Raw genomic sequence first — 13,413 nt, 5'->3', positions numbered from 1 at the left:
CGGGCGTGCCCCGATGCTTCAGTGCCACGGCGGCATGGTTCTTTCGTCCCCTCGCCCCCTCAGGGGTGAGTCAGGTCGGGGTTGGCAAGACACACCAGCACGCCCGGTTACCTTCCATCCATGACGCCAGTCCAGACCCGTTGCCGTTCCCCCAAACGACCGATGCCCCTCGCACCGATTCCCGTTTGTCCCGCCTTCCAACTCCAGCGCACCGCATCCTTCGCCTGATACACCCACAAACGCGATTGTCACCCCGGCTTTAAGCCGGGGCCCGTCTCGAGATCTTAGGATGAATCCCCGGTCGAGCCCGGGATGACAGCCTCTACCTCAGCCCCGGCAGCGCCCGCGCCATGGCCAGAAACGCCTCGATAGGCAAATCCTCGGCCCGCTCGTCGCCCTTGAGCCCGGCAGCAGTAAGCAACCCTTCGACCGGCACACCCAGCGATTTCAGCGATTGCCGCACCATCTTGCGCCGCTGCCCGAAGGCGGCCTTGGTCACCTGCTCGACATGCTTGACCGCCAAGCCTTCTTCCACCGGCTTGGGCACCAGATGCACCACGGCCGAGGTAACATTGGGCGGCGGCACAAAGGCCTGTCGCCCGACATTGAACGCAATCCGCGCCTCGCTGCGCCACCCCGCAAGCACACCCAGCCGCCCATAAGGGTCCTCGCCGGGCCGCGCACAAATCCGCTCGGCCACTTCGCGCTGAAACATCAGCGTCATGCTCTCGAAAAACGGCGGCCATGGTTCGAGCGTCAGCCAGCCCGTCAGCAGCGGCGTGCCGATATTATAGGGCAGGTTGGCAATGATCCGCGTCGGGCCATCGGCAAGTTGCCGGTAGTCCATTTCCATCGCGTCGCCCGATATCACCGTCAGGCGCCCCGGATAGGCCTCGGCGATCTGCGCCAGCGCCGGCAGCGCCCGCGCATCGCGTTCGATGGCGATCACCTCGCGCGCACCCTCGGCGAGCAGCGCCCGCGTCAGGCCACCCGGCCCGGGACCCACTTCGATCACGCGCACGCCTTCGAGCGATCCTCCGACCCGCGCAATGCGCGCGGTCAGGTTCAGATCGAGCAGAAAATTCTGCCCGAGTTCTTTTTTCGCCTGCAGGCCGTGAGTGGCTATGACCTCGCGCAGCGGCGGAAGCGTATCGATCTGGCTCATAAAGGCTCGGCCGTCATCTTGTCTGCCATGGCTATGGCCGCCAAAAAGCTCGATGTCGAGGCTTTTCCCGTCCCGGCCAGGTCAAACGCCGTTCCGTGGTCCGGCGAGGTCCTGACGATCGGCAGGCCGAGGGTGACATTCACCCCGGCATCGAACGCCACCGTCTTGATCGGGATCAGCGCCTGATCATGATACATGGCCAGCACCGCATCATATTGCCGCCAATGTCGGGGAAAAAACAGCGTATCGCCGGGCAGGGGCCCCACGGCCACAATCCCCTCCGCCCGCGCCGTCTCCAGCGCGGGGATGATGATCTCGATCTCTTCGCGCCCGATGGCCCCGCCTTCGCCCGCATGCGGATTGAGCCCCGCGACAGCAATCCGCGGCGCCGCAATCCCGAACCGGCTTTTCAGGTCGCGCGCCATCACCCGCAGCGTCTCGATGATCAGCTTTTCCGAAATCAGCCCCGGCACATCCCTGATCGGCACATGAATGGTCAGCGGCACCGTCCGCAATTCCTCATGCGCCAGCATCATCACCGGCAGCGGCTCCACGCCCCCCGTGGCACAAAGTGCGGCCAGAAACTCGGTATGCCCCGGATGCGTAAATCCGGCATGATAAAGCGCGCCCTTGTGGATCGGCGCCGTCACCAGCGCCCGGCATTCCCCTGCCTGAACGCTCGCTACCGCCTCTTCAATCGCCGCAATCACCACGCGCGCCGCTTCCGGCTCCGGCTGCCCCGGCCGGTCCGGCACCGTCCCGGCAAGATCGACCACGGGCAGCGCACGCGAAAAAACCGCGCCCGCATCAACAGGCCGCGTCACCGCAATGTCGATATCGAGCCCCAGCCGCTTCGCCCGCGCAGCCAGAAACCCGGCATGCCCAAACACGACAAAAGCCGGAAGCCCAAGCGCCTGCCGCTGCGCAAAAAGGGAAAGAAAAATATCCGGGCCGATCCCCGCGGGCTCGCCCATACTGATCGCCAGCGGCTTCATTTTGCGCCCATTTCCACCGGGAGGTCATTTCACCCTCGGTGTCATCCCCCCGAAAGCGGGGATCTCTGTTTGGGCGCTGAAACAGGGATTCCCGCTTTCGCGGGAATGACGCCGGGCGGGTGTCGCCCGGCTCAAACCATTAGTTATAAATAATCTTGGCGTTCTTGCGCAGCTGCTCGAGATAGGCCGCAGCTTCCTTCTGCATATTGCCACTTCCCACTTCGGCGCGCACTTCGTCCTTCATGAAGGTCAGGTCCTGCGCCTGGGTCTTTTCGCAGATGGCGAGCATGGAAACGCCGGCTTCGACCACGCGCGGCTTGGTGATCCCGCCTACATTCATGCCGGCCAGTTCCTTGGCCATAGCCTCGGGAAGCTGGGTCGCATGGCGGCGGCCGATATCGACCACGGCAGCGTCGGTATAGGCGAGGGAAAGCTGCACGGCGCTGTCGCAACCGGCAAAGCTCGAACGGAACTTGTTGGCCTGCGCCGTGCGGCCGCTGGCGCCTGCACCCACAAAGACGATCTCCTTGAGGATATAGTCAAAGCCCTGATAATCGGCGAGGCGGGCCGCGGCCTGCTGGTCGAGTTCGAGGTCGGAAATCTGCACATTGGGAACCACGGCCTGCTCGGCAATGGCGTTCCAGGCGATGGCGGCGCGCAGACGATCCTTGAGCGTATCTGCACCAACGCCGCCCTGGCCGAGCATTTCGACCAGACGGTCCTGGCTCACCTTGAGATTGCGGGCAATCTGCAGCAGCGCTTCGTCAACCTGGGCATTGGAAACATTGATGCCGAGGCGCTTGGCTTCGTTCATCTGGATGGCTTCGGTGATCAGCTGATCGGTCGCGCCCTTGCGGCCGGTCTTGTTGCCTTCCATGGCGAACAGGCGCAGCCGCTGATCGACCTGTACGTCGGTCACCGGCGTGCCGTTTACCGTTACAATGGTTGCCGCGAAGCTGGGCAGGGCCGATGCCGTCGCCAGCACGAGGCCGAGGATCATGGCGCCGGTGGCGCGCCGCATAAATGCAAAGGTCATCGTCAGGTCCGCATTGTAAAGTTTTGCCGCATCAATGCGGCCCGAAACAGGTGCTGTCAATTGCCCAAACAATACGGCCAAAATCCGAATGGGCAATCCACGTGGTCGTGAGGGGACATGATGGCGCCGGCGTAAAGCTGCCGTCAAAACTCAGTTCGCGAGGAAACCCGGTGTGGGCACCGCACCGCCATAGCCAAGGTTCAGCCCGGCCGGCGCCTTGATGGCAAAAGTGGCCAGCACGCTGGTCGAATTGGGCGAGGTGTGCGTCGGTCCGTTACGCTGCGCATTGGCGCCGAGCATCAGATAGCCGTCGTCATAAACCACGCCACCGCCCACCTGCAGCCAGCTATTGGCACTGAGGTCCCAGGCCGCGTTGCCCTTGAGGCTCCAATAGTCCGCCACCGGAATAGTCAGCCCGCCCACGATCTCATGCTGGTCGAGCAATTGCCCCAGCCCCGGATTGGCGCCGATATAGCGATAGTCGAGCGTTGCCCCATACCCGTCCGCGCTATAGCTCGCGCCCGCCCCAAACCGCGCCAGCGTCCAGGCCGACGTATCGACCTGCGTCTTGGCGCCAAAGGTCAGGCCCGGCGTGAACGAGCCATAGGCCCCGAGCACCGCATAGGATGCGTCCGTGCCCAAACCGCCGCCGACGCCCGTATTGGCATGGTCCACGCTCGAGAATGCATTGGCCCCTGCCAGCTGGAACGATTGTCCGCCAATCAGTTCAAGATAGCTGCCATTGTCGAAATTGGCCTGATAGCTCCCGCCGATATTGGCGCGCAGCCCCGTCTCCTGCCGGTCATAGCCAGAGAAGCGATTGTAGCTGAAAAGGTTGGTGTCATCGAAAACGAAGCTCTGCGCATCGTCATTGGTGATACCAAGCATGGTCGTGTCCGACCCGCGATAGACCAGCTGCGCAATCGGCTCGATGATATGCACATCCGCGCCATTGCTTGCCATCAGCGGATAACGCACATCGATCGCGGCAATCGGCGTCGCGCTCAACAGGCTCGCTTCGCCCGGCAGCAGCACGCTCTTGCCGTCATAATAGGAGAAGTCCGCGCGCGCCCCGACATAGGGCGTGAAGACGAAACCACCGCCACCGATGATCTGCTTCTGCCAGCTCGCCTGCAACGTCGCATGCGTCTTGTTGCCCTGATAGCCGTAAATATAGGGAACGCCATTGGCAGCAGTCTGGCTGTCCGCATTGCGCACGACATTGCGCAAATGCCCCTCGAACGCCAGCCGCCCCATATCGTCTTCGAGATCGATGATATGCTCGAACCGCGTCACCGGCAGGTTCGCGCCCTGCGCATTCTGGCTCGCTTCCGTCACATTGCCGAGCTGGTTGAACTGCTGCAGGCGAATGTCAAAATAGGTCTGCTCGCTGACATGGGTCGCATAGACCTGATTGATCGACGATTTGGCCGTCGTCTGTTCATAGTCACTGAGATAATTGGCATCGGTAAAGGCCGTGTAGGACCAGCCCGTTTCCCAATGCTCGACAGGCGTGAACGCGCCCGAAGTCTGGATCGCCCCGCGCCAGTCGCGGTCGCCGACTTCGCCCGCAAAGGCGCTGCGATCCCACTGGTTGATCCCCGAAACCTTGACCTGGAACGAACCATTGTCGAACCGCTGCACCCATTCGGCGCCCAGCAGGAAACCCTGCCGCGAGAAGAATTTCGGGCTCAGCCAGACATCGGTCCACTTATTGCCATAGACATTGACTGATACCCCGATGCCGGCGCCCGTCTGCTCATCATAGCTGAAGGTCGGCCGCGGCGCCCGCGACAGCGCGGATTCGCTGAGATCAGGCAGCCAAAGATAGGGCACCCAGGCGACCGGAATACCGAGCAGGTACAGCGTCGAATTTTCGAGGGTGACCGAATTGTCTTCCGAATTATGCACGATCCGGCTGGCATTGACCGACCAGCCGATACGGCGGCCCTTGCCATCGATGCATTCGCCGCAGGGCGCATAGCTGGCATTGTTGTAAATGCTCTGCAGCACCGAGTCATAATCGGCGCTATCAGCGGTAATGCGCGATCCGTCATAGGCGGTAATGGTCAGGGCATTGAAAAACGCCTGTTTCATGCCTCCGGTAATGTCGAGATCGGTCGTCTCCATCACATTGCCCGAAGGATCGGTCACCGTGACGGCGCCGGCCATCTTCACCGAATTGGCCGTACGGTCATAGACCAGCTTCTCGCCGGTCACGATATAGCCGCTCGATTTCAGCACGACGCCGCCGGAAGCCTCGATCCTATTGGTCTTGGCGTCAAACGTCAGCACATTGGCCTCGACGCCAGTAGGCGCGGCCGGATCAATCGGGGCATTGAAAAAGTCAGCGGGAACAAGACCCTGCGCCGCGGCGGGCAGCGCAAAAAGGCAAAGAGACGCGCCCAGCAGCAGGGCACGCATCAGGCCTCTTCCATGTCCCCGGCTTCGCGTCACGTCCGTCCGTCTTCCTTGTGCAGTAGCACCGTTACACCAATCACAATGGCTACCAATGCCGGTCCGACTGCCGCGAAAGTTGGATCGAGAACGCCAGTCGACCCCGCGCGGTCGGCCATCTCGGTAATCACGAACACGACAAATCCGAGCACGATGCCATAAAGGACCGCAGGACCTAGACTAGTGCCCCTTCGATAACCTGCGGTAAACGCAAAGGCAATGAACAGCGAGCCGCTAAGCACAAGTGGTAGCGACAGAAGTTTGTATAGCCGCATCGTCGCCGCCGATTTGACCAGCGGATCGGCCACCCCCTTGCCCAGCAGATCGAGAATATCAAAGAAGGTCATGTCCTCGACCGAAGCCAGTTTCAGGCTGATTTCGGCCGGGGTAGAGGCGGTCGGCACTTCATAGTCGAAGATCGTATAGGGCGGCGTTTCCGGCGTTCGCGCCAGCGCCACGGGCATGCGCCACATGCCGTTTTCCAACAGGGCCCGCTCCGCCTCGATGCGGGGAACGTCAGTTCTCCCCAGATGGAACAGCGTCACATCGTTGAGCTCGGCGCCCCCCGGCGCCATGGCGCGCGCCATGATCACATATTTGATCCCGTCGCCCTCCTGTTCGAGCCAGATTTCGCCCGGCGGCGTCAGCAGGGCCGCAAGGCCCGGCGGGGTGGGGTAAAGCCCGCGATTGATCTGCGTGCTGACCGTTTCCGCTCCAATGGAAATGACGAAACTGACCAGCAGCAACACCGTCGTCGGCGCGCGCACCGCCCGCCAGATGGAAATGCCGCTCGCCTTGATCACCGTCAATTCGTGCCGCGCCTTGAGATCGGCGAGGCCAAGGATCGCCCCCATCAGCACCGTCACCGGCAGGGTCTTGATGGTCCAGCGCACCGCGCTCATCGCCACCATCACGAGAGCCATCAAAAGCCCGTCCCGCTCCGAGACGACGGTAAAGCGCCAGGTGTCGAGGGATTCGACCAGCGCGATTAGTCCGTAAAAGATGAAAACCGTCATGCCGATGCGGCTCGCGAGGCGCTTGAGCACCAGCCAATCGATTCTGGTCATGCGCTCACCAGCGCAACCGGCCGCCGCGGCCAGAGCCGGAAGGCCAATACCGCGCCCGAAATCAGGATAAGCAGCACAGAGCCCGTGCCGATGCCGAGCGGGCTATAGGTGCCGACGCCGCGTTCGGCAAAGGCCACCAGCAGCACGATGGCTTCGATCGGCATCGGAATGCGCGCCCGCGAACCGCTGGGAAAGGCCCCAAGAGCGAGCGTAAAAAGCCCGATGGCAATCACCCGCAGCGCTTCGGCCGAGCGGTCGAGCAATCGATTGGTCGCCTCCTGCGACAGAAACCCGGTACTGACGGCTTCGCCGATAATGTCGAAGCTATTGCGTTCGGCCATCGAGTCGCCGCCGGCAACCGCCTGCGAAATACTCGCAACGCTGAGGTCATAGCGGGCAAAGCGCACTTCCGAATAGCGCCCGTCATCCTGCACATATTGCAGCATGCCGTTGCGCAGTTCGAGCACGTAGTTTTCCCCGTCGCTCGATACCCGCGCCGTCTCGGCAATATAGGTGCGGCGCGAATCGGGCATGCGGCGATCGTCGGCAAAGAAGTCGGTGATTTCCCCGCCCGCCTCGCGCCCGCCTATAAGAAGGATCACCCCCGGCGTGACCTGAGTGAACCGCCCCGGCCGCAGGGTAGAGCTGACGAGATCAGCCGCCACTTCGGAAGCGAGATCGACATATTTGCGATTGGCCCAGGGTTCGAGCCAGTGCGACAGCAGCATCACCACGACGATGCCGGCAACAATCACCGCGGCCGCACCGCGCCAGATGCCACCCGTCGAGCCGGTCGCGTGGATGATGTGCAGTTCCCGGCTCAATTGCAGGGCACTCAGCGCCCGGATCATGCCGATGCCGACGCAGATATAGAAAAACGCCATGGCCAGCGGCGGCATCGTATAGAGCGCCTGCACCGCCAGGGTGCCGAATCCCTGACCCTTCACCGAAATGAGTTCGAATTGCCTCAGGCAGTTCACCAGCCACAGCAACACGCAGAGGATTGCCGTCAGGATCAGGGCATCCGTGGCAAAAAGGCGTGCCAGATAAGTGGTCAGACGTCTCATGCCGCTACGCTAGAATCCTTTTGCGGCGCCCATTTGGCCCGCACTTTTTCAGACAATGGGCCAAACCATCCTTCGATACAATTGCGCGGATTGTGCACACCCCAATTCGCGCGCGCCTGTTGCCCGCTTGCCGCGCTGGCGCTCTGCGCGCCGCCTCGATAATGTGCCGCCATGGCCGAAGTTCTCTTCTATCACCTCGAAGTCCGTCCCTTGGAATCGGTCCTGCCGCAGCTTCTCGAAAAGACGCTGGAGCGGGGCTGGCGCGCCGTCGTCGAATCCGGGTCGCGCGAACGCGCCGAAGTCCTCGATTCCCTGCTCTGGACCTATCGCGATGATTCTTTCCTGCCCCATGGCATGGCCGGTGAACAAACCGATCCGCACCAGCCGATCCTCCTGACCACCGAAGCCGACAATCCCAACGAGGCCAGCGTCCGCTTCTTCGTCGATCGCGCCGTGCCGCAATCCGCGGAAGGCTATAAGCGCATCGTCTACATGTTTTCCGGCCACGACCCCGACGCCGTCACCGAAGCCCGCCAGGCCTGGCGCGCCCTCCGCGATGGCAACGAGGTCACCTATTGGCAACAGGAAGGCGATGGCCGCTGGGTGAAAAAGGCATGACGCCGGATCTGGCGTCCCCAAGCCGCCACACACTGCCCGAAGATCTCTTCGCCATGCTTATCGGCACCATGCTGGTCTCGCTCGGCATCGCGTTTTACTCCGAGGTGCAATTGGCAACGGGCAGCACGGCCGGCCTGGCGCTGCTCCTCCAATACGCTACCGGCATTCCCTTCGGCTGGCTGTTCTTCTCCATCAATCTGCCGTTTTACGCTCTGGCGTTCCTCCGCATGGGTTGGCCCTTTGCGGTAAAAACCATCATTTGCGTCGGGCTCGTATCCTACTTTTCGGGCCAGATTCCGGGCTGGATCGGCATCAGCGACATCCATCCGCTCTTTGCCTCGCTCGTCGGCGGCGGCCTTATCGGCCTCGGCATTCTCTCGCTCTTCCGCCACAAGGCGAGCGTCGGCGGCATCAATATCCTGGCGCTCTATCTTCAGGAAAATTTCGGCATCCGCGCCGGCTATTTCCAGCTTTGCGTCGACGCCGCCATTCTCTGCGCCGCCTTCTTCGTCCTGCCGCTCGACCGGGTGCTCTATTCCGTCCTCGGCGCACTGGTCCTCAACATCATCGTCGCCCTCAACCACAAACCCGGCCGCTACGTCGGCTTCAGCTAGCGCGCCCTATTCCCCCAGCCACCCACGACAGTGCGGGGGGAAGCGCCTACTCCGCCGTGTCGCTCCATCCGACGATGTCATAGAGATACAGATAGAACATGTGCTCGGCCAATTCGTAGCAATAGGTGATCTCGCGCTCGCCCGGCGAGAAATAGGCATTGGCCTCGCCACATTGCGCCGCCCGGAACGTTACGGGCTCGGGCAGTACATACCAGTCCATCACCAGCTTTGCCGCATGCTCGAGAATGCCGCGCGATTTCAGCTCTTCGGCAAATTCCTCATATTCGCCCGCGTCATCGTAGATGATCTCGATCTCGGCGCCCTGTTCGTCCTCGACCAGATGCGGCGCGAGCAGCGCATCCCATGACGTTACCGCCTGCTCATAAGTGCCGGCGCAGGCCTCCTGCTGATCCGCGCTGATATCGTAATTATCCGCCGTCTCCCCGAACACATCGGGTTGCGCGCCCACCATCATGCAGACCATGGCATAGGCGCGCTGAATATCGAGGCTATGGTCGTCAAAATAGGAGAAATCCTCGACGCCCGATCCGGTCGATTTGACCGCGTTGAAATACCAGCCATCGGCAGCATCGATCAGCGCATTCCAGCTGTCGTCGTCGGTGTCGTCCGTAAGCAGCCAGATGGTCGCGAGGGAATCCGCCGCGTCCTCTTCCTTGCCGAGCACCGGCAGCCCCAGCTCGCCCACCAGCATGTGGCCGACCTCGTGATACATGGTGTAGAGCGCGTCATGCATGGCAAAATCCATGGAATCGGCGAGCACCTGATCCTCGTCCTGCGCCATGGCGGGCGCACCGAGGAGAGCAAGGCACACGGAAACGGCCGCCGTCTTGCGCAGCGAAATCATGGGAGAGAACTCCAAGAGGGGGTTTTGACGCTTCTAGACTATTCCAGCCCCGGTTAAGGCCGAGACAACTGCAATTTCACTTGCTGCCGCCTTTTTCCTTGCCGGCGCCGGACAGCACGGGAGGAGGGGCCACGGCTTCGGGAAGCTCCGCCTGATAAAGCTCCATAAAATCCTTCATCAGCTCGTAGCAGAAGATGATCTCGGTCGTATCGGGGTCGTAATAGGCATTCGGCTCGCCGCACCGCTTCGCGTTGAACCGCACAGGCCGGCGCAGATTGTATTTCTTGCGCACCTCTTCGGCGACTTCGTCGAAAACCCCGCTCGAGCGGAAGGCGTCCGCGGCAAATTTCAGCCGTCCGCCGGCATCGTGATAGGTCACGTTCACCGTTGAATTGCCGGCTTCGGCCACATGGTTTTCCAGCACGGCCTTGAGGCTGCGATTGACCAGTTCATAGTCCCAATAGCAGCTTTCCTGCCGGTCCCGCCCGATCGCATATTGGTTGGCGATCGGCTTGAACGCGGTGTCATCGCTCCCCACCATCAGGCAGACGATCTGATAGGCCCGCTGCTTGTCGAGGCTATGCGCCGCCGCGAAATCCTCTTCATATTTGCCGCTGCGATAGGCGACGCCCGTCAGCAGCCAGCCCTCGGCCGCGTCAGCCAGCGTCTTCTCCGCCGCTTCCGTCCGCTTGTTGAGCAATGTCCAGGTGGAGATATTGTCCGCCGCGTCTTCCTCGCGCCCCAGCACCGGCAGGCCAAGCTGGTCGATCAGCAGATGCCCCATTTCGTGATAGAGCACGAACAGGCTGTTATTGGCGGCAAAGCGGATGGTGTCCGAGCGCTGCTGCTTGGTGTAGCCCGTCATGTCCTGCGCCTCTGCCGCCCCCATCGTCAGGCTGAGGAGAGCGACCACGATCGGAACGAACAAGCGACGCATGAACTGCCTTTCGGCTTATTGATATTGCCAGAAGATGCCAATGCCGCGTCACTGTCAACGCGACCCCAACGCCGTCGTTAACGCCCCGGCACCCAATCTTTCGCCGCCATTTCAAAGCCCGAAAACCGGAACCCCGGCGCCACCGTGCAACCGACCAGCGTCCAATCCCCCAGCGATCTGGCCGATTGCCACACGTTTTTGGGCACCACCACCTGCGGTCTCTGCCCGCCGGTCAGGTCCGATCCCAGCACATGCGGGTCGATCGTGATCCCGTCCGACAGGTTCAATTCCATCGCCGCACCGGCGTAATAGTGCCACACCTCGACCGCATCGACCCGGTGCCAGTGCGACAGGTCGCCCGCTTCGAGCAGATAATAGATGGCGGTGGAATGCGCCCGTCCGGTCTCGCCTTCGATGTCAACGAAGGTCTCGGCATACCACCCGCCTTCGGGGTGGCGCTGCATGCCGAGCGTATAGATGACGTCCTTGGCGGCGAGCCTGTTCATGCGCGCTCCGCTTCCTCCAGCTCGGCGCTCAGCGCCAGCCATTGCTCTTCGGTTGTTTCGAGGTCGGCGCCAAACCGCGCCTTGTCCTTGCCCAGCGCAATCAGGCGATCGGCAGGCCCGTTGTAAACTTTCGGGTCGGCCAGTTGCGCCTCGATCTTTTCGATTTCCACCTTCAAACGGGCAATCTTGGTTTCCGCATCCTTAATGGAAGTCTTGATCGGCGCTAGCTCGGCCCGCCGCGCCGCAGCCTCTTGCTTCGAAAGTTTTCGCGCGCCAGTGCTCCCGCCGCCGCCTTTGCCTTCCTTGTTGGAGGTAATGCTGCGCTGGTAGCTGTCGAGGTCCTCGTCCAGTTCCTTGATCGTGCCGCCCTCGGCAATCCAGAGCGTGTCGCAGGTTGCTTCGATCAGATGGCGATCATGGCTGATGATCAGCACCGCGCCTTCATAATTGTTGAGCGCATGCACCAGCGCATCGCGGCTGTCGATATCGAGATGGTTGGTCGGCTCGTCGAGGATCATCATCCCCGGCCCACCAAAGGTGATGAGCCCCATCAACAGGCGCGCCCGCTCACCACCCGAAAGGTTCTTGGCCTTGGTGTCCATGCGCGATTTGGTCAGCCCCATCTGGCTCAGGCGCGAGCGGCGCTTGGCCTCGCTATCGGTCGGCATCATGTCGACCACATGCTCGAATGGCGTCCATTCGGGCTTGAGCTTGTCCATCTGGTGCTGCGCAAAGTGCGCAATTTCGAGCTTCTTGCCCTTGCGAAATTGCCCGGCCATCGGCTGGATATCGCCCGCGAGGAGCTTGGCAAACGTCGATTTGCCGTTGCCGTTGACCCCGATCAGCGCAATCCGGTCATCGGGATCGATGCGCATAGTGATATTGCGCAAAATGGTCTTGTCGCCATAGCCGGCCGAAACCCCGTCCAGCGTCAGCATCGGCGTTGCGGCTTCCGCCTTGGGCTGCTGGAACGTAAATGGCGCCGAAAATTCGTCGAACAGCGCCGCCGGCGGCCGCAGCTTTTCGATCATTTTCATGCGCGATTGCGCCTGCTTGGCCTTGGTCGCCTTGGCCTTGAAGCGATCGACGAATTTCTGCAGATGCGCCACCTGATCGAGCGCCTGGTCGCGGCTCTTGTTGTGCAGTTCCATCTGCATGCGGCGCGTATTTTCGAACGTGTCGTAATTGCCCTTGTAAAAGGTCAGCTTCCGGTGTTCGAGATGCACGATCGAATTGACCGACTTATTGAGCAAGTCACGATCGTGGCTGATCATGAAAACGGTATAGGGATAGGTGGCGAGGTATTTTTCGAGCCACAACGTCCCTTCGAGATCGAGATAGTTGGTCGGCTCGTCGAGCAGCAGCAGGTCGGGCTGCGAAAACAGCACCGCCGCCAGCGCCACGCGCATGCGCCAACCGCCCGATAGCTCCCGCGTCGGCCCGTTCTGCCGGTCCTGTTCGAACCCAAGCCCCTTCAAGATCGAAGAAGCCCGCGCCTCGGCCGAATAGGCGTCGATATCGGCAAGCCGCGTATAAACCTCGGCAATCCGGTGCGCGTCGGTCGCTGTCTCCGCCTCCGCCAACAGTGCCGTGCGCTCCTTGTCGGCCGCCAGCACCACGTCGAGCACGCTTTCCTCGCCGGCCGGCGCTTCCTGCGCCACGCCACCGATACGCGCCTTCTTGTTTAGCTCGATATTTCCTGAATCAAGGTGGATATTGCCCTGGATCAGATGAAACAGCGTCGTCTTGCCCGTGCCGTTCTTGCCGACAAAGCCGGTCTTCGACCCCGTCGGAATGACCACGGAGGCCTCTTCGAACAGCTCGCGGCCTTCGATGCGATAGGTGAGATTGGAAATGGTCAACATGGCGGGCAAAACGATCGGTCAGAGCAATAGGGCTCGCAGGCAACAACGTCCTGCGTGGGGCAGGGGGCCTGCGACAAAGTGTTCGCTGCTGGATAGAGTTAAGGCTTCCTTATAGCAACAGGCTCGGCCCGCGCCGCGCCAATCTGTCGCCCAATTTCATGCATCCAATAGCTGAGACAGACATTTCTGCATCAGAGTGTGTGGGGATTCATGTCAGGGCG

General features: G+C 61.6%; 12 protein-coding genes. 2 read left to right on the top strand and 10 right to left on the bottom strand.

The features are described 5' to 3' along the window. Window positions 1-322: 322 nt before the first annotated feature. From rsmA to ASD83_RS06620, 6 genes are all read right to left on the bottom strand, one after another. Window positions 323-1,165: a 16S rRNA (adenine(1518)-N(6)/adenine(1519)-N(6))-dimethyltransferase RsmA gene (gene rsmA / locus ASD83_RS06645; protein WP_056309041.1), complete on the bottom strand. Its 843-nt coding sequence runs from the start codon at window positions 1,163-1,165 to the stop codon at window positions 323-325. Next, window positions 1,162-2,160: a 4-hydroxythreonine-4-phosphate dehydrogenase PdxA gene (pdxA, locus tag ASD83_RS06640; protein WP_056309040.1), complete on the bottom strand. Its 999-nt coding sequence runs from the start codon at window positions 2,158-2,160 to the stop codon at window positions 1,162-1,164. The genes rsmA and pdxA overlap by 4 nt, the downstream gene beginning before the upstream one ends. Before the next feature lie 139 nt (window positions 2,161-2,299). Then, window positions 2,300-3,196, bottom strand: coding sequence for a SurA N-terminal domain-containing protein (locus ASD83_RS06635; protein WP_156385784.1), 897 nt, complete (start codon window positions 3,194-3,196; stop codon window positions 2,300-2,302). A 150-nt stretch (window positions 3,197-3,346) separates the two neighbouring features. Further along, window positions 3,347-5,620, bottom strand: coding sequence for an LPS-assembly protein LptD (locus ASD83_RS06630; RefSeq protein ID WP_056309038.1), 2,274 nt, complete (start codon window positions 5,618-5,620; stop codon window positions 3,347-3,349). 29 nt (window positions 5,621-5,649) lie between these two features. Beyond that, window positions 5,650-6,720, bottom strand: a complete 1,071-nt coding sequence (locus tag ASD83_RS06625; RefSeq protein WP_056309037.1) for an LptF/LptG family permease — start codon at window positions 6,718-6,720, stop codon at window positions 5,650-5,652. Continuing rightward, window positions 6,717-7,787 carry an LptF/LptG family permease gene (locus ASD83_RS06620; RefSeq protein WP_056309035.1) on the bottom strand — a complete coding sequence of 357 codons (1,071 nt, stop codon included), beginning with the start codon at window positions 7,785-7,787 and terminating at the stop codon, window positions 6,717-6,719. The genes ASD83_RS06625 and ASD83_RS06620 overlap by 4 nt, the downstream gene beginning before the upstream one ends. Before the next feature lie 171 nt (window positions 7,788-7,958). On the opposite strand from ASD83_RS06620, the gene ASD83_RS06615 reads away from it, so the two are divergent. Further along, window positions 7,959-8,405, top strand: coding sequence for a DNA polymerase III subunit chi (locus ASD83_RS06615; RefSeq protein ID WP_056309033.1), 447 nt, complete (start codon window positions 7,959-7,961; stop codon window positions 8,403-8,405). Further along, window positions 8,402-9,019, top strand: coding sequence for a YitT family protein (locus ASD83_RS06610; RefSeq protein WP_056309030.1), 618 nt, complete (start codon window positions 8,402-8,404; stop codon window positions 9,017-9,019). Before ASD83_RS06615 ends, ASD83_RS06610 begins: the two co-directional genes overlap by 4 nt. Window positions 9,020-9,065: 46 nt before the next feature. Here ASD83_RS06610 and ASD83_RS06605 read toward each other — a convergent pair whose 3' ends face one another. From ASD83_RS06605 to ASD83_RS06590, 4 genes are all read right to left on the bottom strand, one after another. Continuing rightward, window positions 9,066-9,884, bottom strand: coding sequence for a DUF4344 domain-containing metallopeptidase (locus ASD83_RS06605; protein WP_056309028.1), 819 nt, complete (start codon window positions 9,882-9,884; stop codon window positions 9,066-9,068). A 76-nt stretch (window positions 9,885-9,960) separates the two neighbouring features. Further along, a complete protein-coding gene (locus ASD83_RS06600) occupies window positions 9,961-10,821 on the bottom strand; it encodes a DUF4344 domain-containing metallopeptidase (protein ID WP_056309026.1) in 861 nt (286 codons plus the stop codon). 77 nt (window positions 10,822-10,898) lie between these two features. Then, a complete protein-coding gene (locus ASD83_RS06595) occupies window positions 10,899-11,327 on the bottom strand; it encodes a cupin domain-containing protein (RefSeq protein WP_056309023.1) in 429 nt (142 codons plus the stop codon). Then, window positions 11,324-13,192, bottom strand: a complete 1,869-nt coding sequence (locus ASD83_RS06590; protein WP_056309022.1) for an ABC-F family ATP-binding cassette domain-containing protein — start codon at window positions 13,190-13,192, stop codon at window positions 11,324-11,326. The genes ASD83_RS06595 and ASD83_RS06590 overlap by 4 nt, the downstream gene beginning before the upstream one ends. Between the last annotated feature and the right edge of the window lie 221 nt (window positions 13,193-13,413).

The organism is Devosia sp. Root685 (assembly GCF_001427875.1).
Classification (GTDB): domain Bacteria; phylum Pseudomonadota; class Alphaproteobacteria; order Rhizobiales; family Devosiaceae; genus Devosia.
The sequence above is the reverse complement of the archived record's forward strand: the minus strand, read 5'-3'. Positions and strand labels throughout refer to the sequence as shown.

Coding starts and splice junctions, on each gene's coding strand:
- ASD83_RS06630 (WP_056309038.1), bottom strand. CDS start 5,620: ATGCGTGCCCTGCTGCTGGGCGCGTCTCTTTGCCTTTTTGCGCTGCCC.
- ASD83_RS06605 (WP_056309028.1), bottom strand. CDS start 9,884: ATGATTTCGCTGCGCAAGACGGCGGCCGTTTCCGTGTGCCTTGCTCTC.
- ASD83_RS06595 (WP_056309023.1), bottom strand. CDS start 11,327: ATGAACAGGCTCGCCGCCAAGGACGTCATCTATACGCTCGGCATGCAG.
- ASD83_RS06615 (WP_056309033.1), top strand. CDS start 7,959: ATGGCCGAAGTTCTCTTCTATCACCTCGAAGTCCGTCCCTTGGAATCG.
- ASD83_RS06590 (WP_056309022.1), bottom strand. CDS start 13,192: ATGTTGACCATTTCCAATCTCACCTATCGCATCGAAGGCCGCGAGCTG.
- rsmA (WP_056309041.1), bottom strand. CDS start 1,165: ATGAGCCAGATCGATACGCTTCCGCCGCTGCGCGAGGTCATAGCCACT.
- pdxA (WP_056309040.1), bottom strand. CDS start 2,160: ATGAAGCCGCTGGCGATCAGTATGGGCGAGCCCGCGGGGATCGGCCCG.
- ASD83_RS06625 (WP_056309037.1), bottom strand. CDS start 6,720: ATGACCAGAATCGATTGGCTGGTGCTCAAGCGCCTCGCGAGCCGCATC.
- ASD83_RS06600 (WP_056309026.1), bottom strand. CDS start 10,821: ATGCGTCGCTTGTTCGTTCCGATCGTGGTCGCTCTCCTCAGCCTGACG.
- ASD83_RS06635 (WP_156385784.1), bottom strand. CDS start 3,196: ATGACCTTTGCATTTATGCGGCGCGCCACCGGCGCCATGATCCTCGGC.
- ASD83_RS06610 (WP_056309030.1), top strand. CDS start 8,402: ATGACGCCGGATCTGGCGTCCCCAAGCCGCCACACACTGCCCGAAGAT.
- ASD83_RS06620 (WP_056309035.1), bottom strand. CDS start 7,787: ATGAGACGTCTGACCACTTATCTGGCACGCCTTTTTGCCACGGATGCC.